Below are 25,143 nucleotides of genomic sequence, written 5' to 3'. Positions count from 1 at the left end.
TAGCGATGACGAAACTTGGATTTCAGCTTTATAGCGCCCGCAATTTCCAACCCTATTCCGAGATTTTCGTAAAGCTCGGCAAGGCCGGCTATGCGGAAGTCGAGGGCTTCGGCGGCATCTATGCCGACCTCGACGAGGCGGGCCTGAAGAGCCTGCGCGCCGAACTCGACAAAAACGGCCTGACGATGGCAAGCGGCCATTTCAGCCCGGATTTCCTTGATGGCCAGGTCCAGAAGTCGCTGACGATCGGCAAGATCCTTGGCATGGACTCGATCTATGCCCCGCATCTGGCCGCCGATCAACGCCCGACGAACGCAGCCGGCTGGCTTGCTTTCGGCAAGCGCCTGCAGGAGATGAGCAAGCCTTACAAGGATGCAGGCTTCGAATTCGGCTGGCACAATCATGACTTTGAGTTCGTCAAGCAGGCCGACGGCTCTCTACCGATCGAGCGGATCTTCGAAGGCGCTCCGGATATTTCCTGGGAAGCCGATATCGCCTGGGTCATCCGCGGCGGCGGCGATCCCTTCGCCTGGATCGAAAAGCTCGGTTCGCGCATCACGGCCGTCCACGTCAAGGACATCGCGCCGGCAGGCGAAAACAAGAATGAAGACGGCTGGGCCGACCTTGGATATGGTACGGTTCCCTGGGCCAAGCTGATCAAGACGCTGGCCGGCACCAAGACCAAGCATTACGTTATCGAACATGACAATCCGAGCGACGTCGATCGCCTGATCACGCGCTCCATCGCATCCTTCAAGAGCTTTTGAGGCATTTCCACATGGCTAAGGAACTTGGCGTCGGCATCATCGGATGCGGCAACATCTCAACGACTTATTTCAAGCTCGCGCCGCTCTTCAAGGGGCTCAATGTGCTGGCTTGCGCCGATATCAACATGGACGCGGCGCGCTTGCGCGCCGAGGAATACAAGGTCAAGGCCCAGACCATCGACGAACTGCTCGCCAATGACGAGCTCGACGTCATCGTCAACCTGACCATCCCGGACGCGCATTTTCCGGTTTCGAAGCGCATTCTCGAGGCGGGAAAGCATGTCTACTCCGAAAAGCCGCTGGTGCTGACTCTGGAGCAGGGCGAAGAACTGCGGCGTATCGCCAAGGAAAAGGGGCTGGCCGTCGGCTGCGCCCCCGACACTTTCCTTGGCGGTGCGCATCAGCTGGCGCGCAAATTCATCGATGACGGCGGCGTCGGTCGCATCACCTCGGGCTCCTGCCATGTCATGAGCCCAGGCATGGAAATGTGGCATCCGAACCCGGACTTCTTCTTCCTGCCGGGGGGCGGCCCGATCCTCGACCTTGGTCCCTATTATATCGCCAATCTGATCAACCTGATCGGACCGGTGAAGCGTGTCGGTGCCATGACGTCCATGGCATCGCCGACCCGCACCATCACCAGCGAGCCGCGCAACGGCGAAATCATTCCAGTGAAGACGCCGACGACGATCCAGGCGCTTCTGGAATTCGTCAGCGGTGCGACGATCACGCTGACGGCGAGTTGGGATGTCTGGTCGCATCGCCATGCCAATATGGAACTCTACGGCACCGAGGGTTCGCTCTACGTGCCCGACCCGAACTTCTTCGGTGGTACGGTGGAAGCCAGCGGCCGCGACAAGGACATCAAGCCGCTCGAGAACTGGGCGCATCCCTTCGGCATAGCCAACCAGGAAAGCCCGAGCGGCCCGCGCGCCAACTACCGCACGGCCGGTCTTGCCGACATGGCGGCATCGCTGATCGACGGGCGCGATGCGCGTTGCTCGCTCGACCGCACGCTGCATGGCGTCGACGTCATGACGTCGATCCTGAAGTCGGGTGCGGAAAACCGCTTCATCGATCTGACCACGACCTGCACACAGCCGGCGGCACTCGGCATCGAAGAGGCGCAAGCGCTCTTGAAGTAAGCATAGGAAAAGCTAGTTTGCGCGCGGGGCAACCCGCGCGCTTTTCATCTCAAAGGAATAGTTATCATGGCTTGGCAACCGGCATCCGACCGCTATGCGAAAATGAAATACAACAGGGTTGGCCGCTCCGGTCTGAAGCTGCCGGCGATTTCGCTGGGACTCTGGCACAATTTCGGTGGTGACACGCCACATGACCGCAAGATCGATATGTGCCGCACGGCTTTCGATCTCGGCATCACCCATTTCGATCTCGCCAACAATTACGGTCCGCCTCCCGGCAGTGCCGAGACTACCTTCGGCGAGATCCTGCGCTCCGAATTCGCCGGCTTGCGTGATGAACTCATCATATCGTCCAAGGCAGGCTACGACATGTGGCCGGGTCCTTACGGAGAATGGGGCAGCCGCAAATACCTGATCGCCTCTTGCGACCAGAGCCTGAAGCGCATGGGGCTCGACTATGTCGATATCTTCTATTCACACCGCTTCGACCCGGATACGCCGCTCGAAGAAACCTGCGCCGCGCTCGATCATATCGTCCGTTCGGGCAGGGCGCTCTATGTCGGCATTTCTTCTTACAACTCGCAGCGTACGCGCGAGGCTGCCGCTATCCTAAAGGACCTCGGCACGCCATGTCTGATCCACCAGCCGAGCTATTCCATGCTCAATCGCTGGGTCGAGGATGACGGTCTGGTGGATACGCTTGATGAGCTCGGCATCGGCTCCATCGTCTTTTCGCCGCTTGCCCAGGGCATGCTGACGACGAAATATCTGGGCGGCATTCCGGAGGACAGCCGCGCCGCGCAGAACCACTTCCTGAAGCGGGATTTCATTCGTCCGTCGATCATCGACAATATCCGCAAACTCAACGAGATCGCCGAGAAGCGCGGCCAGACGCTGGCGCAGATGGCGATTGCCTGGGTTCTGCGCGGCGGCCGTATCACCTCGGCATTGATCGGCGCCAGCCGTTCGTCGCAAATCGTCGATTGCGTCAAGGCACTCGACAATCTCAACTTCACGGCCGAAGAGCTGAACGAGATCGATGTCTACGCCCGTGAGGCCGACGTCAATCTCTGGGCCAAGTCGGCCGAGCGCGACTGATAAGCTTGAGACGCCCGGAACCATGTTCCGGGCGTTTTGCTTTGTCCGGGTGGAGCGGACATGCAGGTGGTCGGTCATCGTATCTATTGCCGTCCGAACGGCGCATATTAAGGTGTTCTCTGGAGGAGATGTTCCATGATCCGCAACCCGATCCTGCCGGGCTTCAATCCCGATCCGTCCATCTGCCGTGTCGGTGAGGACTACTATATCGCCACATCGACATTCGAATGGTATCCGGGCGTGCAGATCCATCATTCGCGCGATCTGGTGAACTGGACCTTGGTGCGCCGGCCACTCGAGCGTGCATCACAGCTCGACATGCGCGGCGAGCCCGATAGCTGCGGCATTTGGGCGCCGTGCCTTTCCCATGCGGATGGCTTGTTCTGGCTCGTCTATACCGACGTCAAGCGCTACGACGGCAACTTCAAGGACGCGCATAATTATATCGTGACCGCGCCGACCATCGAAGGCGAATGGTCCGAGCCGTCCTACGTCAATTCCTCCGGTTTCGACCCATCGCTCTTCCATGACGATGATGGACGCAAATGGTTCGTCAACATGCAGTGGAACCACCGAACGGAGAGCTATGGCGGCTCCCCGAAGACGCCGGCCTTCGACGGCATTCTCCTGCAGGAATGGGATGCGGCGGCGAAGTGCCTCAAGGGGCCGATCAGGAATATCTTCTCGGGCACCGATCTTGGCCTGGTCGAAGGACCGCATCTCTTCAAGCGCGATGGCTGGTATTATCTGACCACTGCCGAAGGCGGCACCGGCTATGATCACGCCGTGACCATGGCGCGTTCGCACAATCTCGAGGGCCCCTATGAGCTGCATCCGAACAAATATCTGATCACGTCCAAGGATCATCCGGAGGCTGCGCTGCAGCGGGCGGGACATGGCCAGTATGTCGAGACGCATGACGGTCGGTTCTACCACACGCATCTATGCGGCCGGCCATTGCCGCCGCATCGCCGTTGCACGCTCGGCCGCGAGACCGGCCTGCAGAAATGCGTTTGGAAGGACGACGGCTGGCTTTACCTGGAAAACGGCACCAGCGTGCCAGATGTCGAGGTGCCTGGCCTGACTGGCGCCGAGCGCATCGAGAAGCCCCGCCGCAGCGGCTATAATTTTGACGAGCGCACATTGCCCATGGATTTCCAGTGGCTGCGCACCCCAAAGCCGGAGCGGATCTTCAGCCTGACAGAGCGATCAGGCCATCTCAGGCTTTTCGCCCGTGAGAGCATCGGCTCCTGGTTCGAGCAGGCTCTCGTCGCCCGCCGGCAGGAACATCACAGCTTCCGCGCCGAGACGGTCGTCGAATTCGAGCCGGATACCTATCAGCAGGTCGCCGGTCTGACGCATTACTACAATCGCTTCAAGCTGCATGCGATTGCCGTGACCCTGCATGAAAAGCTCGGGCGCTGCGTCACCATTATGACCTGCCCCGGCGACTATCCGAACGGCCGTTTGAGCTTTCCGATCGATGCTGGCGTCGCCGTGCCCGACGGGCGGATCCAGCTTGCCATGGAGGTGCGCGACAACGATCTCCAGTTCTTCTGGCAGGCGGAAGGCATGGGGGCGTGGCAGGCCATCGGTCCCGTCCTCGATGCCGGTGTTATTTCGGATGAGGGCGGTCGCGGCGAGCATGGCTCGTTCACTGGCGCGTTTGCTGGCATGTTCGCCTTCGACACGTCGGGTCGGGCGAAGACGGCGGATTTCGACTGGTTCAATTATGATGAGCTATGAGGTCGTTAGCGGCTTGTGACGGTATTTCAGGAAATTCACACAAGCTAATCATTTTCATTACGAAATTGTAATCCAACCGTCAGATTTGCTTCATGTCCGGCGGGATAGGTTCGCGCGCAGATTCTGAAACGAGGAAACAACCAATGAGAAAAATCTTCACCGTCCTTCTTGCGGCGTCGGTCCTGGCGATGCCGCTGGCTGCGACAGCGCAAGTCAAGCCAACGCCGACTGGCAAACAGGTCGTCGTTCAGAAGGAAGTGGTGAAGAAGAAGGTGGTCGTCCGCAAGGGCGGCTGGGTCAAAGGTCGTCGTCTGTCCGCTTCCGACCGACGTCGTGCGACTGAGATCGACTATCGTGCTCTTCGTCTGACGTCGCCGCCGCGCGGTTATCATTGGGTTCGCATCAATAACAGCATCCTGCTTGTCGGGATTACGAGCGGGCTGATTTCGAAGGTGCATGACGCCCGATAGGTTTCGACTGGACCTTGGCGACGAGAAAAGGCGACCTTCGAGGCCGCTTTTTTCGTATCAATGATTGATATCGGCTTGAATCAAAATCCCCGGCATTTAACCGGGGATTTTATGCACTTTGTCTTGCCTCAATCTCAGCTCAGGCGGCCCGCGGCATGTGCCAGCATGGTATAGACCTTGCCGGTGTCGGAGGTGAGATAGGATTGCGTGACGGTGCGGTCGCGATCGGTGCGGGCGACGTCGGCAAGCAGCTTTTCGAAATCGGCGATGTAGCGATCGACCGCGGTGCGGAATTCCGGCTCGCGATCATACTTGCGCTTGATCTCGTCGAACGTCTGCTGGCCCTTGAGCGTGTAGAGACGGCGGGTGAAGACATCCCGTTCGCCGCGCTGGTAGCGGCGCCACAGATCGACCGAAGCATCATGATCGATGGCACGGGCGATATCCACCGATAGGGAGTTCAGCGACTCGACGACGTGACGCGGATTGCGGGCCACGGGAGCCGCTGCCGTTTCTGTCTGTTGACGCGGTGCGGTCTGGCGGGGTGGCGGCAGGTCGGCGTTCTCGTCGCGAGAAGCGCCGCGCAGCAGATCGCTGATCCAGCCGCCACCTGCCGTTTCCTGACGAGCCGGAGCGGGCGTCTCTGCCGGTCGCTGCGGCTGAGCAGCCGGGATGGAGCCGCGCAGGCCCAAGGATTCGATCGAAGGCTGCGACGGCTGCTGTAGGCTCTGCTGGGGAGCGGGCTGCTGGGGAGCAGGTTGTTGCGGAGCAGGCTGTTGCGGCCTGGGAGCGGCGGCGGCGGTCGGGGCAGGTGCCGCCGGCCGCGGGCGCTGGGCCGGCTGTACGTCTGCCAGTGCGCGAGCTGAGGGCTCTGAGATCTCCAGCTGCTGCGTCGAGCGGCCGACGATCTGCGAGATGTCCTGCAGGGCCTTGATCTGTTCAGCCACGGCGCGGCGCATGGCGGCAGCGCTTTCCTTGGCCTCTTCGGGAAGATCGAAAGCGCCGCGCTTCAATTCGCTGCGGGTCAGGTCGAGTTCCCTGCGGATATCGCCGGCCGAACGGCGGATCTCGTCGGTTGCCCCGGCGAAGCGGCCGACAGCGTCGTCGACAGCAACACGCAGGGTCTCGCGCAGTTGCTGAGCCGCGCCATCGGACGTCTTGCCGGCTTCGGCAAACATCTGCTCGACTTCGGACAAGGAAGCCGTGAGGCCGCCGCGAAGACGGTTGCTCAGGTCGTTGGAGCGACGCTCGGCACTGGCGAAGGTGCTTTCCACTGCCTGGCTTGCGTCTTCGCTGGCCTTGTGAAGTACGCCGCGCATGCTCTCTGCTGCTTCCTCGGCCCGCTTCTCCGTATCTGAGAGTACGCGGCCGATATCTGCAAAGGAAGACTGCACGCTCTGGCGCAGATTGCCGGTGACCTGATTGGAGCGCTGTTCGGCGCGGTCAAAGGCGGTTTCCACCATCGAGCCGAGGGCGCGCATGGTGTTCTCGATCTCTTCCGAACGCTGGACGAGGCCGACGGCCAGGTTCTGCAATGCCGTTTCGCGTTCTTCGAGCGTCGACACGAGATTGGACTGCGCAGCACCCAGAAGCTGGGATGCCTGCGACAGCACCTTGGAATGCTCGTCGAAGCGTCCGACGATGTTGCCGACCTGCGACAGGGTCTGGCCGGTGATTTCCGAGAGCTTGTCGACCTTGCCTTCGAGGAGGCGCGAGGAGGCCGAAACCATCTCGCCGGCCTTCGTGGCGGATTCGGCGAAGCGCACCGAGGTCGCGCTGAGGCGATCGTCCACGGTCGCGAACTCAGTGGCGGCATTGGTCAACAGACCGGCGATCGTCGAGTTGTTTTCCGCCAGGCGGGCGATGATGCCGTTGACGCTTGCCAGCAGATTGTTTTCGAGCGTGCTGACGGTGTTGACCGCGTGTTCGGTGCGCGATGCAATGGCATTGATCAGAGCGGCGTTTTCGGCGCGCAGGCGATCGCTGCTTTCCTGAGCCGCCGCCGAGATGAGGGCGGCTGCTTCCTGGCCCGTTGCCGCATAGCGGTCGACGATCGGGCGGGCCTTTTCGTCGATGAGGCGCGACAGTTCTGTGGAGCGCCCTGCCAGCATGGAGTTCAGCTCGCGGGTGCGTTCATCGAGCGAATTGCGGATCGATGCGCCGCGCGCTTCCAGTGCCTTGTCGACATCGGTCAGCGTGGCGTCGATCTGGCGGGCGCGGTCTTCCAGCGAGGTGCGGATGGCGTTTCCGCGCTCATCAAGGGCACGCTCGACCTGCGCCATGGTGGAAGCGATCTGCTCGCTGCCGCCGGTCAGCGTATTGCGGATGGACGCGCCACGGGCTTCCAGCGACTGTTCGGCTGATGACAGGGCCTGAGAGATCGTATCGACCTGACTGCTGACGAGACCTTCGGCTTCGGCAACCTTGGCGACGATCGCGTTGCCAGCCTCCGAGAAGGTCTGGGCAACGGCTGCGGCCTGGCTTGCCAGCCGGTTCTGCGTTTCGGAGACGCGGTTAACGAGATCGTCGGAGCGCTCTGTCATGGCGCGGGTGAAAGCATCGCTGTGGCTGCCGAGATTATCGGCAAACTGCTGACCGGTACTAGCAAGCAGATCGGCAGTGCGCGTTGCTTCGCTGTCCATGCCCTGAGCGGCATCGGCAACGGCGGTGCGCAGTGTCGTGGCGAGATTTGCGGCCTTGCCCTCGATCGTGCGGTTGACGGCTTCCAGGCCGACATTGAGCGCGCGATCCATCGTCGACAGACGCTCTTCGATGCGTGCTGCGGCCTCGCTGCCGCTCCGATCTATCTGAGTTGCACCGCTCGCTAGCGTTTCGGAAAGACGGTTGCCGGCTGCGTCGACCTGGGCAGCAACGCCGCCGACGCCTTCGTGGATGCGATTCTCGAGAGTCGACAGGCTGGCCTCGACACGGGAGCCGGTTTCGGCGAAGCGGCTGGTCATGCCGTCAATCGACTGATTGAGGTTGGACGAGAAGGTCTCGGCCGAGCGCGCAATGTCGCCAGCGGCCTGCTGTATGCGGCCGGCGATATCGCCGGCGCCGCTGTTCAGGCGTTCTTCCAAAGCCCTCGCGCTGGCATCGATGCTCTGGCGCAGCGAGGCCTCGCGATCCTCGAGCGACATTTCCAGCATGCTGGCGCTGGTGGCGATGGACGTGCCGATCGCGGTCGTCTGTTCGAGCAGCGTGTTATCGAGTTGCTCATGTGCGTCGCGGAGCGTCAGGCTGATCTCGTTGCTGCGATCCTCCAGCGTCGTGCGCATGCGCTCATAGGCCGAGGCCAGGCTCTGGTCCATCTGGGACAGGCCGGCGCCGAGGGTATTTTCGAGCTGGCGCGTCGTGGTGCCGAGAACATTCTCGACCCGGTCGCTGCTGCTGCCGAGCAGTCCCGACAGGGATTCGGCATGGGCGGCAAGCGATCGGTCGAGGCGAGCCTGATTTTCGGTGTAGGCGGCGCGAATGGCATCCGCCTTGTCGCCAAAGGCATCGGTCACGCGAGACTCGGCGCCGGAGACGCTGTCGAGCAGTGCATTGGCGCGCGATTCCAGGGTATTTTCGAAGCGGCTCTGGTTCTCGGCAAGAGAAATCGCAAAGGCCATGCTCTTGTCATCGAGCGTATTGGTCAGTGCTTCGTGGCCGCTGGTGACAGTGTGGGCGATAGCCTGGGCGCTGTTTGCCAGTGTTTCCTCAAGCTTTGCCTGGTTCTCCGAAAGGGCGATCGCCAGTGCCATCGTCCGGTCGTCGAGGCTGTTGACGATCTTGTCGTGGGTGCCGGCTACCGTGTCGGAAAGGGCATCCAGGCGGCCGGAAAGGGCGTTCTCAAGGCGAGACTGTGTGTCGGAAAGCGAAATGGCCAAGGCCATAGCCTTTTCGTCCAGGGCATCGGCCAGCGCAGCGTGATTGCCGGTGAATGCGTTGGTGATCGCTTCCGCGCGATTGGCGAGCGTTGCCTCGAGACGGGATTGACCGCCCGTCAGAACGTCGGAAAGTGTTCTTGTCTTACCATCAAGCGTATCGGCGACGCGCTCGGCGTGACCGGAAACGGTATCTTCCAGTCGCGCCTGGCTTTCGGAAAGGGCGATGGCGAGTGCCATCGTCTTGTCGTCCAATGTGCTGGCGACACTTTCCACATGGCCGGAGACGGTGCTTTCGAGGCGAGCCTGGCTTTCTGAAAGCGCGATGGCCAGCGCCATCGTCCTGTCATCAAGCGCGTCAGCCAATGCGGCATGATTGCCGGCAAATGCCTTGATGATCGCTTCGGCGCGATTGGCAAGCGTCTCCTCGAGATGAGCCTGTCCGCTCGTCAGCGCGGAGGCGAGCGCACTGGTCTTGCCATCCAGGGTATCGGCAACCCGCTCGGCGTGACCGGAAACGGTATCTTCCAGCCGCGCCTGGCTCTCTGCAAGCGCGCGCGCGAGTGCGTTTGTCTTTTCATCCAAAGTGCCCGCGACATGTTCGGCGTGTCCGGAGACGGCATCTTCAATACGTGACTGGCTTTCCGAGAGAGCGATGGCGAGGGCCATCGTCCTGTCGTCAAGCGCGTTGGTGACGCTTTCCGCGTGGCCGGAAACGGTGCTTTCCAGGCGAGCCTGGCTCTCTGCAAGCGCGCGCGCAAGTGCTTTTGTCTTCTCGTCCAAAGTGCCTGCGACATGTTCGGCATGTCCGGAGACGGTATCTTCAAGGCGTGACTGGCTTTCCGAGAGAGCGATGGCGAGGGCCATCGTCTTGTCGTCGAGCGTGTCGGCGATCTTGCCGTGCGTGTCGGCAATGATACCGGTGATGGCATCGGCGCGGCTCGCCAGCGTGTTTTCGAGACGAAGCTGGTTCTCGGCAAGCGAAATCGCCAGCATCGACGTGCGCTCGTCGAGGGCCGCAGTCAGATGTTCGTGGGAGCCGGTGACGGCGTTGATGATGCCTTCCGAACGTTCGGAAAGCGTTTGCTCGAAACGCGACTGATTGTCGGCGAGAGCGCCGAACAGGGCGCCGCTGCGGGCCGCCATGACGGTGTCGATGCGCTCGTGAGCCGAGCCGAGCGCCTGCGTGATCTCGCTGGTGCGAGCCGAGAGCGTATTGTTGATGTTGTTGGCGCCGCCGGCAAAGGCTGTGGTGAGTGCTTCCGTGCCGCTTTGCAGCGCGGTCGTGACATCGCTTGTGACGCCCTGGACGGCCGACGTGAAGGCACCGGCATGCGAGGCGAGGGTCGTGTTCAATTCGCCCGTGCCGGAGGTGAGTGCCGACGAAATGCCGCTGGTGGCATTCTGGAGCGCGGACGTAATTTCGCCTGCCTTGGAGCCGATCGCGCTTTCCAGCACTTCCTGGCCGGTAGCCAGCGTTGTGGCCAGCGCAAAGGACTGGTCGGTAAGGGTGGAACCCAGGCGTTCGATGCTGGAGGTCAGCATGCCTTCCAGAGCGTCGGAGTTGCCGCCCAAGGTCTCATTGATGCGAGCAAGGCTTTCCGACAGCTTGCTGTCAAGCGTACCGGCGCGCTTGTCGAAGGCGGAGGTGAATTGGGATACGCGCTCGTCGAAGGCCGTCGAAAGCTGCGCGATCGTCGACTGGAAGCGCTCATCGAAGAAACCGGAGCGAAGATCGATGTCCATGATGGCATCGTCAGCCGTCGACTGCAGGCTCTGGCGAAAGCTTGAGCCCTTTTCATCAAGCGCGGTGTTGAGCTTGGCCAGCACATCATCGAGCGTGCCCGTGATTGAACGCTCGCCGCCGGTGAGGCTCTCGCTGATCTCCCTGGTCCGGGCCACCAACGTCTCATTCAGTTGGCGGGCGCGCTCATTGAGCGCGGTGTTGAGCTTTTCGGTGTTCGCGTCGAGCGTTGATGCGCGGGTTTCGAACTGGCCGAGCAATTCCTTGCCGCGTTCGGAAAGCGTCGACGACAGAGATTCCAGGCGTGTGTCGAATTCCTGGCTGAGGGCGAAGCCGGAAGCGTTGAGGTTCTGCAGCAGGCTGTCGGTCTTGGCGGCGAGCAGGGTGCCGATCGCGTTGACCGCAGAATCCGACTTTTCCATCAGTGCAGCGGCGCGCGTGTCGATCATCGAGGCGAAGGCTTCGCCCGAGGTCGAAAGACGCACGGCGATCTCTTCCGTCGCCAGCGACAGATCTTCCTTGATCTGGTCATGCACGCCGACGATGGACGAGCGGATCCGCTCGGCGTGGTTGACGATCGCGTCGCGCTCGGCGCCGAGTTCGTGGACGAGGCCGCGTACGCGCAGTTCATTGTCGGCGTAGCTGCGCTCCAGCGCATTGACCTCGGTGTGAACGAGGGTCTCCAGTTCGGTGGCGCGCGCAATGGTGCGCTCGATGCCTTCGTTCATAGCGGAGACTTCGCGACGCACGGCCTGGCCGACCGTCATGATGCGGTCGGAGGCGACGGTCTCAGGCTCGACGAGGCGCAAGGCCACTTCCGCCATGGAGCGGGCCGCATTGCGCATGTCATGCGCACGGGAGATCATCATGCCGAAAGCATAGAACAGGAGTACGGGAACGACGATGCCGACGATGCAGGCAATGACGCCGGGAAGGGCGGCGAGATCGGCGACGGATTGGATGTTCCGGATCTGAGTGCCGTAAAGAAGCATGGCGAGGCCGACGCCGCCGATGATCCAGAACAACGAAAAGATCGTGGCGTTGCGCACCGCATGGCTCTGGGAGCCGCCGTCCAGTGCTTTCAATATGCTGGCCGGGCTTGCCCGGTTGGCATCGTTGGCGGCTGCGAGGTTCGGGCTCTTGGGCGCTTCAGCCGGGCGTGGCGTGGCAGCCGTTGTGGTCGAGTTGCGTGCGGGGCCTGTCTTAGGGGCTGCGTCGCTCCTAGTCTGCTTGGTCGGCTCAGACAATTTTCGCTCCGGGGCATCGGGTGTAGGGCTGCTGCGAGACTCCAAGTCCTCGTCACTGAAATCGATCTGCAAAGCTTCGTCCAATGCCTGAAAGGCCTTGTCCTCGACCGACTCGATGTACTTTTTGTTCGCCATGCGGTTACGCCTCGTTACAACTCAAATCGGGCTTGCCGTGTCGTTTCCGGAAATTCCGCCGTGTCCAGAAAAGACGAACCCTGCCTCCCGTGAGGTCTTCCGTCATCGATCTCTACCGATGATGGATTTCCTATTACATTCAGAGTGGATAACTGCTTTTTCAAACGAATGTTATGAAAACATTACCACTATCCACCCCTTGGGCAAAGGCACGCGCCAAAGACCCAATTTATCAGTATCGTAGTGACACATTCCCCCAGTCATGACAATTAACTCCACGGTAAAGGCAGTGGATCATTAAGAGACCATTAACCTTCTTCGCTGGTGCAACATCATGAAAAGCCAATATTTTGAGCATGTTTAACGCACGTTAACCATGTCTGGAGATTTGCGCCCTGAATGTGCCAAAATTTAACTCGATGGCCATCCCCAGGCCGCAAGCATGCGGCACGTCCCACAAACAGTCACAGTTATAAGACGGGAGCATTGGCACATGGCAGCACTGAATATCGCGTTTGAATCTCCGGACAATTCGCGGGGTCCGGCCCCGTCGCGGGAGCGATCGATCGATCTGGTTCACCTTGCAAAGCAGACGATGGGCGACAAGGCCCTCGAGGTCGAGGTGCTGCAGATGTTCGCCAGGCAGGCGCGCTCCTGTCTGCAGGAGATCGGCAGCGGCGACGCCAAGCGTGTCCAGGCTGCATCGCACAAGTTGAAGGGTGCAGCCAGTGCCGTCGGTGCCTTCCGCGTGGCGGATGCGGCGGCGGCGCTCGAGAGCGATGCAGGCGATGCTGCCCGCATGGCGGCGGTTACCACCTGTGTCGTCGACGCCGAGAATTTCATTCTGAAGCTGTCGCGTTGAACTGATCCGCTGGAAAATCGGCAAATTCAGGCATTGCGCCGCCAAACGGGTGAAACCGTTTCGGTGGCGCAAATGTTGACTGCCCCAACGATTTGTTGGAAGTAAAATTCCGAACGATCCTTCACTCACGATTTCGGAATTCACTTAAATGACAAAATTGACCATCGTCGCCTTCGACGGCACGCGCTTTGACCTCAATGTCGACGAGGGCTCCACCGTGATGGAAAATGCCGTTCGCAACTCGGTGCCCGGCATCGAGGCGGAATGCGGCGGTGCGTGTGCCTGTGCCACCTGTCATGTCTATGTCGACGAGGAATGGACCGAAAGGGTCGGCAGTCCCGAGGCGATGGAAGAAGACATGCTGGATTTCGCTTTCGACGTCCGTCCCAATTCGCGCCTCTCCTGTCAGATCAAGATGAAGGGCGCCCTTGACGGGCTTGTCGTCCACGTTCCCGAGCGGCAAGCCTAGAACGTCCTGCAGCCGGTTTTTTTTGGCTGCAGTGATCATGCCGGACTGTCGGATGTAAAATCCAAAGGTTCGCTCCAAAAAGAAGCCCCGCTCTGCTAGTTTCAGCGAGCGAGGCGAGGCGGGCGCATCACCGACAGGCAAGGGAGGAAACACCTGCGGCTTGAGGACGCGCCAGGAGAACACTTAGCGCATGCTTTAAAAGGCAAACCCAGACTGCGCAGGAGAGCGAACGAACCCGCCAGCGCAGGCAATCCAATCGATCCATCAGAGATCCCGCCCAGAATTTTCGAATCATCCGGTGCGATCATCTCTACGTTCCACAGGAAAAACCTATTTCAGATTCTCGTAAAGTTCAAAGAGCGGCGCGGGCGGACGATTCACAGATATAGTGGCTCTTTTCACACAGTAGGCTGCGATCCGGCCGCTGTTTGTCCGAAATGAACATTGTTGCATCCAGTCACTGGCCGCTTTGCCGGCCGCGATAATACAGCAGTCTTTGTATGCGGTTCTGGAAATTGATCGCTTCGATGCGGTCGAATCGCGCCTGATCGGCGTCGTGTCGGTCGGTTTCTCGCGACGTCACCTCGTTTGCCTTTTCCTGAAGCGCGTCGCAGCTGCCTGCCGACGGCAGGGAAAGGATCGCCCTCTCCATCTGGCGCGCGTGCTCGCGTGCGATTTCGACATGCCGATCCTCATGACGGCGAATATCGGCCTGCAGAGTATCCCAGATCATGGAAAGCTGCTTGCTTGCACGGCGCCGGTCACGCCAGCGGGGCAGGATGATTTCAGTATCGACAGTAACTTTCACGCCGGAAATATAACAGCGGCCATTCGTCTCGCTGTAGGTCGCGTTGCCACCGAAGCGAATCCTTGTCGCGCCGGGATGATGGCTGCTGGAGCCCATCGCGAGCGGTCCGTGCTCGTTCAACGCCGCGTCAAGCTCGTCCGCGCTCTTTCCCTTGATATCGAAATAGGAGACGGATTTACGGGCGATCACCTCCGCGTCGGCCATGCCGGGCACGCAGCACGCAAGCAACAGCGCAAGCGAAACACGGATCTTCTGGGACGCAAACGGCATTCATGTTGCTACCATGTTGAACTTCGGCGAACCTTGCGGCATAGCCACTGTGAGCGCAATATCAAGCGCAAGGTTTTTTCATTTCAATGGGATGGGATGGTTGGTGGCAGAGCTTCGCAGTCAAAGCTGGCATGTCGCGCATGGGCGCAGCCTCGATGTCGGCAAACAGAGCGTCATCATGGCTATCGTCAATGTGACGCCGGATTCCTTCTCCGATGGCGGGCACTATGAAGCCGTCGATACCGCGGTTGCGCATGCGCTCGCCTGCGTCGAGGATGGCGCCGCGATTATCGACATCGGCGGCGAATCGACGAAGCCCGGCGGTGATGCCGTCAGCGCCAGCGAAGAGCAGGGGCGGGTGCTGCCCGTCATTGAGGCGCTCCGCGGCAAGACGGATGCGTTGATATCGGTCGATACCTATCGGGCCGATACGGCGCGACTGGCGGTTGGAGCCGGCGCGCATATCGTCAACGATGTTTTCGGCCTGCAACGCGAGCCGGAGATCGCGGCTCTGGCGGCGCAGACAGGCGCCGGGCTTTGCATCATGCATACCGGTCGCGACCGGCAGAAGCTGCCCGACGTGATCGACGATCAGATGTTGTTCCTCAGTCGCTCGCTCGACATCGCCGCGGCAGCCGGCGTGAGCCGGCAGAATATCGTGCTGGATCCCGGCTTTGGCTTTGCCAAGGAGCACACGGAGGAGAATCTGGAATTGATGGCGCGTTTCAATGCATTGCTTCGATTCGAGCTGCCTCTTTTGGTGGGCACCTCGCGCAAGCGATTTGTCGGCGCTATTACCGGACGCGACGCACCGGATCGGGATGTCGGGACGGCTGCGGCGAATGCGATATTGCGCTTGCAGGGAGCGGCCCTATTCCGCGTACATAATGTCGCAATCAACAGGGACGCGTTGGCGGTCGCGGATGCTATCCTCGGAACGCGCGCGAGACTTAAAGCATGATCCCGGACCATAGGGAGCGGTTTTCGGACGCCGTCGTGTCTGTTCGAAACGGAGGGACGTCATGAGCGTTATCACCTACACCATCACTCTTCAGAATTGTGCGTTCTTTGCCCGCCACGGCGTGCATGACGAGGAGGAATTCCTCGGTCAGCGTTTCTTTGTCGACGCCGAACTCGACGTCGAAGCCGGCGACGCACTGGAGCGAGATTCGATCAACGATACCGTCAACTACGGCATCGCATTCAGCGTCATCGAGGAAATCGTCACGGGACGCAGGCGCTATCTGATCGAGGCGCTGGCGCTCGATGTGGCGAAGGAGCTGTGCCGGCGTTTTCCGAGCATCCGCAGGGCGAAGATCACGGTGCGCAAACCCAATGCTCCGGTTCCGGGCGTTCTCGATTACGTACAGGTGAGCGTTGAGCATTTTGCCTGAGAACGGAGCCGTGCGCGCAACGCTCGGCCTGGGTGGCAACCTGGATAATCCCAAGCACGCGATGGCGCTTGCCTTGCGGACGCTTGATTCGCGGGCCGATTGCCAGGTGGTTTCGGTCTCGCGGCTCTATAGGACGCCGCCTTGGGGCAAGACGGATCAATCCTTCTTCTATAATTCCTGCGCCGCCGTCGATACGACGCTTGCGCCGGAAGCGCTGCTAGAGGTTTGCCTGGGTATAGAGCGCGACATGAAAAGGGTTCGGATAGAACGCTGGGGGCCGCGAACGATCGATATCGATATCCTGACCTATGGCGAGCTGGAGCGTGCCGAGCCGCTGCTCAGCATTCCTCATCCCCGCATGACCGAGCGCGGTTTCGTCCTCATGCCGCTTGCCGATTTCGCCGCCGATCTGACGGTCAAAGGACGCGCGATCAAGGACTGGCTGCGTGAGGTCGATGTCGAGGGGATCGAGGTTGCGGACGAAAGCCGCGATTGGTGGCAATCGGCCTGACAGGGAATGCAAAACGGCCGGCGAAGGATGCCGGCCGCTATCAATATGGCTTGATGCCTGGAATTATTGGATCGATCCGACCGCCATCTGGTCGATGTCGGCGCGCTTCAGCGTGACGCCGATGACCGGAACCATCTGTTCGCCAACCTTTACCGAAATCGTGACGTTCATCAACTTGTCGTTCGTCACGCGGGCGATCATGGCGCCATTGAGCTTCTGGCGGTTCAGACCGAGCACGACCGTACCGTCATTGACCGTACCGGACGTCACATCCAGACCCTTGCCGGCGGCTCCGTCCAGAAATTTTCCGGTGTAACTACCGCCGCTCTGGGTGATCTCGGCCGACATCGGCTGCTGGAAGACGCCGACGCGGCAGGTGCCATCGAGCTTGACGCCGGCATTGCTGCTGTCGAGCGCCTTGCCCGTGAGGGCGCAGGTGAATTTCGTTCCCTTGTATTTACCGGCGACGATTTCGCCCGGACCGCTCCAGGAGCCGGCGACCGATTGGAAAAAGGCCTTGTCGCGGGGAGCCGCGTCAGCCGAATGAACCCAAGCACCTGTGGAGAGGGTCGCGGCGGCAAGGCCGCTTACAAGAAGAAATTGACGCGAAAACATGGACATTCCTTAGCGAGGCGGGACCGTAAATCTGGTTCCCACTTTTGCCCGAGAATGGTTAATGCTTGGTTTCCTGCGCCTTGCAAAGCCGGATTTACGGGCATTCATGTCGTCTTGCGGCCCGTCACACTCGGCGTGAGATCGCCGGCGAAGTCGGCAATGCCAGGCCGCTTGAGCGCCTTGAAGGACAATGGCCGGCAGAGATCCATGGCTGCAATTCCGATCCGCGCCGTCATCATGCCGTTGACGACGCCTTCGCCTAACCGCGCCGAAAGCTTCGATGCCAGGCCGTGGCCGATCAGCTGCTGGACGATGCCGTCGCCGACTGCGATCGAGCCGGTGACGGCGAGATGGGCAAGCACATCGCGCATCAACCTGAGCATACCGAGCGTACCGGGCCTACCGCCATAGAGCTCGGCCATGGCCCGCACCAGCTTTGCCGCCTCGTAGAGAACGAAGAGAATGTCGACGAGGGCGCGCGGGCTGACGGCTGTCACGACCGAGACCCGCTTCGAGGCGCCGAGAATCAGTGCTCGGGCGCGACGGTCGAGCGGTCCGAGCAGCTCGCGCTCCGCGAGGTCGATCAAGTGTGGCGCATCGATGATGTCGTCCTCGGCGGCTTTCAGCGTGGCGCGGCCTCGTGCTGTTTCCGGATTGGCTTCGAGAAGAATGCAGAGCCGCTTTACCAGCGCCTTGGCCCGCGCCGGGCGTGTTTCGACGATCGCGGCTTCCGCTTCCGCCTTGATGGTCTGCACGGCCGCGAGCCGCATCATGCCGGCGGTTTCCCTGACAACGATGGCAAGGACGGCGAGAATGCCGACGGCGACCGTTGCGAGCGCCGTATAGCCGAGCCAGTCGGCGCGGCTGAACAGGTCGCGGATGAGCTGATCCGTCCAGAGGCCGAAGGCGAGCGACACCAGAATGCCGAGTGCGCTCAGCGCCACCTTGCCGAAGGAAAACCCACGGCGGCGTGGCCTGGCAACGGCGCTTTCGGTCAGTGCCGAGTCGAGGGCAGGGTTGATGAAAGGGTCTTCCTCGTCCGGTGTCAGGACGATTTCGGTGTCGAAGCTTTGCGGCTTGCGACGCAGCGATTCCGAACCGGCTGCGGCATTCGCATCGCTTCTGGAAATGTCCGGCTCCAGCGAAAAGGCGGCCGGACGGCGGGCGGGGCCGCTTGGTTCGTTTGCGGTCGGTTTCGTCATGCGAGACGGTCTCCGAACAGGAACTGCATGGCGCGATCGAGGCGGATATGCGGCACCGAAAGCTTGATGCCGCTGCCGGTTTCATCCAGCTCCGGCGGGCGGAAGCGCACGACGTTCACCTCGGGCAGATGGACCTTTGCCCCATCCGATTCAAGGGCTTCGAACAGCCAGCGGGGATTTTCCGGCAGATCGCCCGGGAATACTGCCGTCTTGCGATTGCCGTCAAAGATTTCGCCGGCGATCGTTTCCTTGTCCATCGGCGTGCCGACGATGACGGGAAGCGTCTGTCCGTCGCGCGTCACGGTCGCCTCGCGGGTGGCGCGCACGGAGGCGATGGCCATGACCTCGATGCCGGCGCCGGCCATGCCGATGCGTTCGACGGCACGCTCCACGAGGCGGCGGGTCAGTGCCTCCAGCCGGTCATGGCTTTCGTGATGGAGATGGTCGGCCTTGGTGGCGGCGACCAGCACGCGATCGATGCGGCGGCCGATGAGCGCGGAAAAGAAGGAATTGGCGCCGGGACGGAAGCAGGCCAGCACATCCGTCAGCGCGCGCTCGAGATCCTGCACCGCTTCTGGACCGCGATTGATGGCCTGCAAGGCATCGACGAGAACGATCTGGCGGTCTAGACGGGCAAAATGCTCGCGAAAGAAGGGTTTGACCACCACGGATTTGTAGGCCTCGTAGCGGCGCTCCATCATCGCCCAGAGCGAGCCTTTTGGGGCGTTGCCCTCAGCCGGAAGCTTCAGCGGCGCGAAAGTGAGCGCCGGCGAACCGTCCAGATCACCAGGCAGCAGAAAGCGGCCCGGCGGCAGCGTCGACAGCGAACGCTCGTCGGATTTGCAGGCCTTGAGGTAATCGGCAAAAGCCGCTGCAAGGTCGCGCGCCTTCATTTCGTCCGCAGGCGCCGCAATATCGGCATTTTCTGTTATCGCCAGCCAGGCGCGTGACAGCTCGGCGCGGATGCCGGTCGCGGCCAAAGCCAGCGTGTCCCCGCTGAAGGTGCGGAAATCCTTGCCGAGCAGCGGTAGGTCGAGCAGCCATTCGCCGGGGTAGTCGACGATGTCGATGGAAAGGCGCCCGGGAGAGAACAGCCGATTCCAGCCGCTGGCGCTTTGATAGTCCAGGGTAATGCGCAGCTCCGAGATCGCGCGTGTCGAATCGGGCCAAATCCGCTCTTTCACCAGCGCGCGAATGTGGTCCTCGTATTGAAAACGCGGCACGGCATCGTCAGGTTGCGGTTCGAGGCGCACTGCGGAGACGCGACCCGATTGCACCGCCTCGAACAGCGGCAGGCGGCCGCCATTCAGGAGATTGTGTACCAGGGAAGAGATGAACACGGTCTTGCCCGAACGGGAGAGGCCGGTGACACCGAGGCGAATTGTCGGGTTGACGAGGCCGGCCGCGCGATCAGCAAGATTATCAAAGGCGATCAGGGCGTCGTCGGTGAAGGAGGTCAGGCTTGGCGGCAAGGCGGGATCCCTGAATGACAGCGTGACCGTGAATATAGGAAGCGAAACTCAAGCCGAAAAGGCAACGTTATATCGGCGGGCGTTCCGGCCAAGGCTGGAGCGCTTGCTGGCATCAGCAGATATCGCTACTCGGTGACAAAGTCCGCAAGCACCCAGCCTGTCGATGTCGAGTCGACAACCGCCAGGCCGGCGGTTGGAAAGCCGCGAGGAAGTGCGCCAACCAATGCTTCATGACCGATCAGGGATTCCAGCGTCTGCTCGATGGTCGGATTGTGCGCCACCAGCATCACGGATTCCTGGTCGGTTTGCGATGCTATGAGCGAGAGGTAGATTTCCAACGTGCCGTTGTAGAGAGCATCGACAAAGCGGAATTCGGTGGATGGGCTGACGACGCGGCGCATGGCGTCAGCAGTCTGCCGACACCGCAGGGCGGTCGAGGAAATGATCAGGTCCGGCTCGTAGTCTTTGTCAGCCGCCTTGTCCGCGACAATCTCGGCCGCGGCAAAGCCGTCGTCGGTAAGAGGGCGATCGAAATCCCGCTGACCCGGCGCGGCTTGTTGAGCCGCCGCATGACGCAAGAGATAGATCCGGGAAGGCGGTGGCGAGATGTTGGTCATGGCGAAATTCCAGAGCTCGATTTCATCAACGAGGTAACGTCTGATCCCACATACAGTCAACTGCTCCCAGATCCGCCAGCTCCGCCAGATCCGCGTTTGGCGCTTATTCACGCGAAGGTTACGGTTGGGCCGGATTCGGCCCGTTGCAAATATATGATGAAAAAATAGACCCTTAGCTGAATTTTATGACAAATTTAAAAATCAGTTGACAGCATCTATTTGGCTTGAATCGATACTATTGGTTGGGATATACACCCGGCAATATGAGATGTTCTTCAGGAGAATCGCGTTGAGTGAGAAGATCGATCTTAGCAGTTATGTGCCCTCGGAGGACGAGGAGTTCATGAATGTAAATCAGCGGGCCTATTTTAGAGCGAAGCTGGTAGCCTGGAAAAATGATATCCTAAGAGAAGCGCGCGAGACGCTGGATCACCTGGCAGAAGAAAGCGCAAACCATCCCGATCTGGCCGACCGGGCTTCCTCGGAAACAGATAGAGCCATCGAACTCCGGGCTCGTGATCGCCAGCGTAAGCTTATTTCCAAAATCGACGCTGCATTGCAGCGCATCGAAGACGGCACTTACGGCTACTGTGAAGAGACCGGCGAACCGATCGGCCTCAAGCGGTTGGATGCCCGTCCGATTGCCACACTGTCGATCGAAGCGCAGGAGCGTCACGAGCGCCGCGAGAAGGTCTATCGCGACGAGTAGTTGCACAGCCGGTTTCGGCCAATATTGAAAAACTGAAGGCACGACGAATATTTCCGTCGTGCCTTTTTCATTTGGCGACGCAGTCGCGCGACTGCGTCTTACTTGTCGCGGCTGACGCTCATCTCGCCGAAAATGCGTGCAACCTCCTTTTGCAGGGCGCTGTCTGCTCCGGTTATCGGGGCGAGTTCGGGATCGATGCGCTGTGCGGGACCAGGAGCCTGTACCGGGGCGGATGCGGCGGCCGGCTGTTGCTGAACCTGGCGGGGCTGCTGCACGTTCGGAATGATCCGCTCGGCAGTCAAATTCTTTGACATTTCCGCTTCCAGCACGCGTTGAAATTCATTGGCAGGTTCGGCGGGAGACGGTGCTGCGACCGTCGGCTCGACGGCCGCCGCGCGTGCCGGTTGTTGCGGCAGGACCATATGGCGAGCGGCCTCCAAGATGTCGGCGGCTTCCGTCTCGGTCAGCGCGGTCACGGGCTGGGATGCGCGCTGCGGCGGCGTGACGATAGGCTGAGGCCGTTCGACCTGACGCGGTGCGGGCTCCGGCGCAGCGGCGACAGCCGGTTCAGTGCGCAGATAGGCGTCGGTCTTGTCCCCGGTCGATCGAGGGAGCTGCGAAAATGCGGCGGGGAGGGTATCGAGTTCGGCGGCTTTCTGTGACGGTTCCGGTCGGTTTTCGTACGCGAAGGGGATTTCGACCGGCGTGGGCGTTGGTATCGATGTCGGTGTCGGTGTCGGCGTTCCTGTCCGCGTTGGATCTGAGATCCCGGATTCGATGACGATATCGGTCGGCCCGCCGATCATGATAAGGTGTTCAATGCCGTCGCGACGGACAAGAACGAGTCGGCGGCGGGCATCAACAGCGGCCGCATCCAGCACCTGCAGGCGCGGTTGGCGGTTCTTGCCACCACGCACGAAAGGCGAGGGCGCTCGGTGGCGCAGAATCCAGAGAATGCCGATCAGCAGGAGAAGAGCGATGCCAACTCCGCCGACTGCAAGGAAGAAGCGGCTGCCATAGGCTCCGGCGATTTCGTCCAACATGTCGAGATACTCCGTATTTATCCCCGATAGCGCGGCCTTTGCGCAGCAACCGCAGGGCCGCCGCCGTGACATTGGCCTTCATATGAGGTGATCATATGAACAGGATTGTGCCGGAGACAAGATGGCATTGTCTGATGTTCCGTGCTCTTGCCTGTGAATTCAAGCCTTTCTGAGCCTGCAAAGCTTTTTGCGGGTGACGCAAGTTGATAAAGAAGGATTCGAAAGGTCCGACTCCTGCGATCCGTAACGTTCACGACATGTCGCAAGGGGAAGGCGAAGACGAGGGGTCTATGACGAAGCATCGTCCGTCCGACGAGTATAGCGTGCCGCTGGTGGATCGTGGGGTTCGTTCGGGCACCGCGCTGCGCATCATCCTGCTTGCGCTCGTCCTCGTCGCGGCCGCGGCCGCCTTTGTCGTCTTCAAGAGCCAGCTCGACAATGAGGCCGTGCTCGGCGGCCTCGGCATCCTCGCCATGGTCGGCATCTTCTTCCTGGTGTCGTCGATCATCGGTTTCGTCGAGGTCATGCCGCAGCCCCAGTCCGATAGTCTGGCGCGCTCATTCCTCAACAGCCAGCCCGACGGCACGCTGATCACCGACGAAAAAGGCCGCATCATCTATGCCAATGCGGCCTATGGACGCCTGACAGGCGCCGCCAAGGCGACGGAGGTGCAGTCGCTCGAGACGCTGCTGTCGCGCAACCGGGAATCCAACGAGGCACTGTATCGCCTCGCAAACGGTCTGCGCGAAGCGAAGGAGGGATCGGAAGAATTCCGTCTGATGAAGCCTCTCGGCCCAGGGGATGGAAGCGGCAATGATGCTCATTGGTATCGTCTGAAAGCGCGCGTGCTGCCGCCGGAACCGGGGCGCGGCAAGGCCCTGCATATCTGGCAGATCACCGACATCACCTCCGAACGCGACGATCAGGAACGTTTCTTCAAGGAGCTGCAGAACGCGATCGACTATCTCGACCACGCGCCGGCCGGCTTCTTCTCGGCCGGACGCAAGGGCGAGATCTTCTATCTCAATGCGACGCTTGCCGAATGGCTGGGTCTGGACCTCACGAAATTCGTGCCGGGCTCGACGACGATAGGCGATCTCGTTGCCGGCGAGGGGTTGGCGCTGATCCAATCCGTGCAGGCGGAGCCGGGACTGAAGAAGACAGTGACGCTCGATCTCGATCTGCGCCGTGCCAACGGCCAGAGCCTGCCGGTGCAGATCGTCCACAGCGTAACATCCATGCGCGACGGCGCCCCCGGCGAAAGCCGGACGATCGTGCTGACGCGACAGAACGGCGGCGGCACAGAGCAATCGGCTTCGGCGGCGGCGATGCGCTTCAGCCGCTTCTTCAACAATACCCCGATGGCAATCGCTTCGGTCGATGGCGAGGGTCGCATTCTACGCACTAACGCGCCCTTCCTGAAGCTCTTCTCGGATCTCGTGTCGCGCGACGATATCGAGCGCGGCGCGGCACTTGAGACTGTCGTCAACGACAACGACCGGGCTCAGCTGCGCCGGGCGCTGGCGGCCGCCAAGGACCGACAGGGCGACATTCCGCCGATCGATTCCCGCAATCCGAAGGACGACACGCGGCATTTCCGCTTCTATATCAACGCCGTGATCGACCAGACCGACGAAGCCCCGGAAGAGGCCGCCATCGTCTATGCCGTCGAAGTGACCGAGCAGAAGGCGCTCGAAACGCAAATGGCGCAGACGCAGAAGCTCAACGCCGTGGGAACGCTTGCCGGCGGCATCGCGCATGATTTCAACAACGTGCTGACGGCGATCCTGCTGTCTTCCGACCATCTGCTGCTGCAGGCGCGGCCTTCCGACGCCAGCTTTGCGGATCTGATGGAAATCAAGCGCAACGCCAATCGAGCGGCCGTGCTGGTCCGGCAGCTGTTGGCCTTCTCCCGCAAGCAGACCATGCGGCCGACGATCCTCAACCTGACCGACGTGATCGGCGACCTGCGCATGCTGGTGGACAGGCTCTTGTCGGGCACGCATGTCAAGCTGGATGTCGATTACGGCCGCGACCTCTGGCCTGTCAAAACCGATCTGTCGCAGTTCGAGCAGGTGCTCATCAACCTCTGCGTCAATGCGCGCGACGCCATGCCGGGCGGCGGCACGCTGACGCTGCGCACCCGCAATCTTTTGGCGGCGGATGTAAGCGCCTTCAATTACGCCTATCTGCCGCATGAGGACATGGTTCTCGTCGAGGTCAACGATACCGGCACGGGTATTGCGCCGGAAATCATGGACAAGATTTTCGAGCCCTTCTTCACGACGAAGGAAGTGGGCAAGGGCACGGGTCTCGGCCTCGCGATGGTCTATGGCATCATCAAGCAGTCCGGCGGTTACATCCATCCGGAATCGGAAGTCGGCAAGGGAACGACCTTCCGCATCTTCCTGCCGCGTCATATGGTCGACCCGTCGGTCGTGACGGAAGAAAAGGTGTCGGAAAGCCGCGGCGTCACGGCAATGGATCAGAGCGTTGCAGCGATGGGGCAGAGCGAAGAGCCGGCGGATCTTACCGGCAAGTCTGCCGTCGTGTTGCTGGTCGAGGACGAGGAGGCAGTGCGCCGTGGCGGCAAGCGCATGCTGGAGACACGCGGCTACACCGTCTACGAGGCGGGCTCCGGCGTCGAAGCAATGGAGATCCTGGACGAGCTCGATGGTCAGGTGGATGTTGTCGTCTCCGATGTCGTCATGCCTGAGATGGACGGTCCGACGCTGCTGCGCGAGTTGCGCAAGAAATATCCGGATATGAAGTTCATCTTCGTCTCGGGCTATGCAGAGGATGCCTTCGCCCGCAATCTGCCGGCCGACGCGCAGTTCGGCTTCCTGCCGAAGCCGTTCTCGCTGAAGCAGCTCGCGGTCGTCGTGCGGGAAACGCTGGACCGATAGGCGGGGTATTTTCCATTCGGAGCGATTTTTCTCCGCCGATATTG

At 61.0% G+C, this 25,143-nt stretch carries 19 protein-coding genes; 12 read left to right on the top strand and 7 right to left on the bottom strand.

Annotated elements, in window-relative coordinates:
* Window positions 1-5 precede the first annotated feature (5 nt).
* The 5 genes from AB8B29_RS08150 to AB8B29_RS08130 all read left to right on the top strand — a co-directional run bounded on the left by AB8B29_RS08150 (window position 6) and on the right by AB8B29_RS08130 (window position 5,226).
* Window positions 6-767 carry a sugar phosphate isomerase/epimerase family protein gene (locus AB8B29_RS08150; protein WP_047638251.1) on the top strand — a complete coding sequence of 254 codons (762 nt, stop codon included), beginning with the start codon at window positions 6-8 and terminating at the stop codon, window positions 765-767.
* Between the two features lie 11 nt (window positions 768-778).
* On the top strand, window positions 779-1,912 hold the full coding sequence (locus AB8B29_RS08145) for a Gfo/Idh/MocA family protein (protein ID WP_047556575.1): 1,134 nt from the start codon (window positions 779-781) through the stop codon (window positions 1,910-1,912).
* Between the two features lie 66 nt (window positions 1,913-1,978).
* A complete protein-coding gene (gene mgrA / locus AB8B29_RS08140) occupies window positions 1,979-3,010 on the top strand; it encodes an L-glyceraldehyde 3-phosphate reductase (RefSeq protein ID WP_047638250.1) in 1,032 nt (343 codons plus the stop codon).
* 135 nt (window positions 3,011-3,145) lie between these two features.
* A complete protein-coding gene (locus AB8B29_RS08135; RefSeq protein WP_113118655.1) occupies window positions 3,146-4,756 on the top strand; it encodes a glycoside hydrolase family 43 protein in 1,611 nt (536 codons plus the stop codon).
* 143 nt (window positions 4,757-4,899) lie between these two features.
* On the top strand, window positions 4,900-5,226 hold the full coding sequence (locus AB8B29_RS08130; protein ID WP_037202404.1) for an RcnB family protein: 327 nt from the start codon (window positions 4,900-4,902) through the stop codon (window positions 5,224-5,226).
* A gap of 134 nt (window positions 5,227-5,360) precedes the next feature.
* Here the strand turns inward: AB8B29_RS08130 and AB8B29_RS08125 are convergent, their stop codons facing one another.
* On the bottom strand, window positions 5,361-12,221 hold the full coding sequence (locus tag AB8B29_RS08125) for a hypothetical protein (RefSeq protein ID WP_113118654.1): 6,861 nt from the start codon (window positions 12,219-12,221) through the stop codon (window positions 5,361-5,363).
* 493 nt (window positions 12,222-12,714) lie between these two features.
* On the opposite strand from AB8B29_RS08125, the gene AB8B29_RS08120 reads away from it, so the two are divergent.
* Window positions 12,715-13,083, top strand: coding sequence for an Hpt domain-containing protein (locus AB8B29_RS08120; protein ID WP_034504779.1), 369 nt, complete (start codon window positions 12,715-12,717; stop codon window positions 13,081-13,083).
* A 148-nt stretch (window positions 13,084-13,231) separates the two neighbouring features.
* The gene (locus AB8B29_RS08115) at window positions 13,232-13,552 is read left to right on the top strand and encodes a 2Fe-2S iron-sulfur cluster-binding protein (RefSeq protein WP_037202401.1); all 321 of its coding nucleotides are present in this window, start codon (window positions 13,232-13,234) and stop codon (window positions 13,550-13,552) included.
* Window positions 13,553-14,009: 457 nt separating this feature from the next.
* On the opposite strand, the gene AB8B29_RS08110 is transcribed toward AB8B29_RS08115, so the two are convergent.
* On the bottom strand, window positions 14,010-14,630 hold the full coding sequence (locus AB8B29_RS08110; RefSeq protein WP_037202400.1) for a DUF922 domain-containing Zn-dependent protease: 621 nt from the start codon (window positions 14,628-14,630) through the stop codon (window positions 14,010-14,012).
* 103 nt (window positions 14,631-14,733) lie between these two features.
* Between AB8B29_RS08110 and folP the strand changes: the two genes are divergently transcribed.
* The 3 genes from folP to folK all read left to right on the top strand — a co-directional run bounded on the left by folP (window position 14,734) and on the right by folK (window position 16,535).
* Window positions 14,734-15,591, top strand: coding sequence for a dihydropteroate synthase (folP, locus tag AB8B29_RS08105; RefSeq protein WP_312865273.1), 858 nt, complete (start codon window positions 14,734-14,736; stop codon window positions 15,589-15,591).
* A 61-nt stretch (window positions 15,592-15,652) separates the two neighbouring features.
* A complete protein-coding gene (gene folB / locus AB8B29_RS08100) occupies window positions 15,653-16,024 on the top strand; it encodes a dihydroneopterin aldolase (RefSeq protein WP_034504785.1) in 372 nt (123 codons plus the stop codon).
* Window positions 16,017-16,535, top strand: a complete 519-nt coding sequence (gene folK, locus AB8B29_RS08095; RefSeq protein WP_037202396.1) for a 2-amino-4-hydroxy-6-hydroxymethyldihydropteridine diphosphokinase — start codon at window positions 16,017-16,019, stop codon at window positions 16,533-16,535. The genes folB and folK overlap by 8 nt, the downstream gene beginning before the upstream one ends.
* A gap of 63 nt (window positions 16,536-16,598) precedes the next feature.
* On the opposite strand, the gene AB8B29_RS08090 is transcribed toward folK, so the two are convergent.
* The 4 genes from AB8B29_RS08090 to AB8B29_RS08075 all read right to left on the bottom strand — a co-directional run bounded on the left by AB8B29_RS08090 (window position 16,599) and on the right by AB8B29_RS08075 (window position 20,441).
* Window positions 16,599-17,150 (bottom strand): hypothetical protein, encoded by a 552-nt coding sequence (locus AB8B29_RS08090; protein WP_037202395.1) that lies wholly within the window; start codon window positions 17,148-17,150, stop codon window positions 16,599-16,601.
* Between the two features lie 104 nt (window positions 17,151-17,254).
* A complete protein-coding gene (locus AB8B29_RS08085; protein WP_113118653.1) occupies window positions 17,255-18,352 on the bottom strand; it encodes a YcjF family protein in 1,098 nt (365 codons plus the stop codon).
* A complete protein-coding gene (locus AB8B29_RS08080) occupies window positions 18,349-19,824 on the bottom strand; it encodes a YcjX family protein (protein ID WP_092573805.1) in 1,476 nt (491 codons plus the stop codon). Before AB8B29_RS08080 ends, AB8B29_RS08085 begins: the two co-directional genes overlap by 4 nt.
* A gap of 125 nt (window positions 19,825-19,949) precedes the next feature.
* Window positions 19,950-20,441: a SixA phosphatase family protein gene (locus AB8B29_RS08075; protein ID WP_113118652.1), complete on the bottom strand. Its 492-nt coding sequence runs from the start codon at window positions 20,439-20,441 to the stop codon at window positions 19,950-19,952.
* 289 nt (window positions 20,442-20,730) lie between these two features.
* Between AB8B29_RS08075 and dksA the strand changes: the two genes are divergently transcribed.
* Complete coding sequence (gene dksA, locus AB8B29_RS08070) at window positions 20,731-21,150, top strand: RNA polymerase-binding protein DksA (protein ID WP_034504792.1); 420 nt, start codon at window positions 20,731-20,733, stop codon at window positions 21,148-21,150.
* A 98-nt stretch (window positions 21,151-21,248) separates the two neighbouring features.
* Here dksA and AB8B29_RS08065 read toward each other — a convergent pair whose 3' ends face one another.
* Window positions 21,249-22,193 (bottom strand): flagellar biosynthetic protein FliO, encoded by a 945-nt coding sequence (locus AB8B29_RS08065; RefSeq protein WP_113118651.1) that lies wholly within the window; start codon window positions 22,191-22,193, stop codon window positions 21,249-21,251.
* 290 nt (window positions 22,194-22,483) lie between these two features.
* Between AB8B29_RS08065 and cckA the strand changes: the two genes are divergently transcribed.
* Window positions 22,484-25,099 (top strand): cell cycle histidine kinase CckA, encoded by a 2,616-nt coding sequence (gene cckA, locus AB8B29_RS08060; RefSeq protein ID WP_113118650.1) that lies wholly within the window; start codon window positions 22,484-22,486, stop codon window positions 25,097-25,099.
* Window positions 25,100-25,143: the final 44 nt, after the last annotated feature.

It is taken from the genome of Rhizobium sp. 11_C7_N12_5, from assembly GCF_051811145.1.
GTDB classification, from domain to species: domain Bacteria; phylum Pseudomonadota; class Alphaproteobacteria; order Rhizobiales; family Rhizobiaceae; genus Rhizobium; species Rhizobium lusitanum.
Note: the sequence above shows the minus strand (reverse complement) of the source record. Positions and strands in the feature narration are given on the sequence as shown.

Bases quoted from the DNA above. Each gene is read 5' to 3' on its own strand.
- folB (WP_034504785.1), top strand. From the start codon at position 15,653: ATGAGCGTTATCACCTACACCATCACTCTTCAGAATTGTGCGTTCTTT.
- AB8B29_RS08085 (WP_113118653.1), bottom strand. From the start codon at position 18,352: ATGACGAAACCGACCGCAAACGAACCAAGCGGCCCCGCCCGCCGTCCG.
- AB8B29_RS08150 (WP_047638251.1), top strand. From the start codon at position 6: ATGACGAAACTTGGATTTCAGCTTTATAGCGCCCGCAATTTCCAACCC.
- AB8B29_RS08120 (WP_034504779.1), top strand. From the start codon at position 12,715: ATGGCAGCACTGAATATCGCGTTTGAATCTCCGGACAATTCGCGGGGT.
- AB8B29_RS08135 (WP_113118655.1), top strand. From the start codon at position 3,146: ATGATCCGCAACCCGATCCTGCCGGGCTTCAATCCCGATCCGTCCATC.
- mgrA (WP_047638250.1), top strand. From the start codon at position 1,979: ATGGCTTGGCAACCGGCATCCGACCGCTATGCGAAAATGAAATACAAC.
- AB8B29_RS08125 (WP_113118654.1), bottom strand. From the start codon at position 12,221: ATGGCGAACAAAAAGTACATCGAGTCGGTCGAGGACAAGGCCTTTCAG.
- AB8B29_RS08130 (WP_037202404.1), top strand. From the start codon at position 4,900: ATGAGAAAAATCTTCACCGTCCTTCTTGCGGCGTCGGTCCTGGCGATG.
- AB8B29_RS08115 (WP_037202401.1), top strand. From the start codon at position 13,232: ATGACAAAATTGACCATCGTCGCCTTCGACGGCACGCGCTTTGACCTC.
- AB8B29_RS08110 (WP_037202400.1), bottom strand. From the start codon at position 14,630: ATGCCGTTTGCGTCCCAGAAGATCCGTGTTTCGCTTGCGCTGTTGCTT.
- AB8B29_RS08090 (WP_037202395.1), bottom strand. From the start codon at position 17,150: ATGTTTTCGCGTCAATTTCTTCTTGTAAGCGGCCTTGCCGCCGCGACC.
- AB8B29_RS08145 (WP_047556575.1), top strand. From the start codon at position 779: ATGGCTAAGGAACTTGGCGTCGGCATCATCGGATGCGGCAACATCTCA.
- AB8B29_RS08075 (WP_113118652.1), bottom strand. From the start codon at position 20,441: ATGACCAACATCTCGCCACCGCCTTCCCGGATCTATCTCTTGCGTCAT.
- cckA (WP_113118650.1), top strand. From the start codon at position 22,484: ATGACGAAGCATCGTCCGTCCGACGAGTATAGCGTGCCGCTGGTGGAT.
- AB8B29_RS08065 (WP_113118651.1), bottom strand. From the start codon at position 22,193: ATGTTGGACGAAATCGCCGGAGCCTATGGCAGCCGCTTCTTCCTTGCA.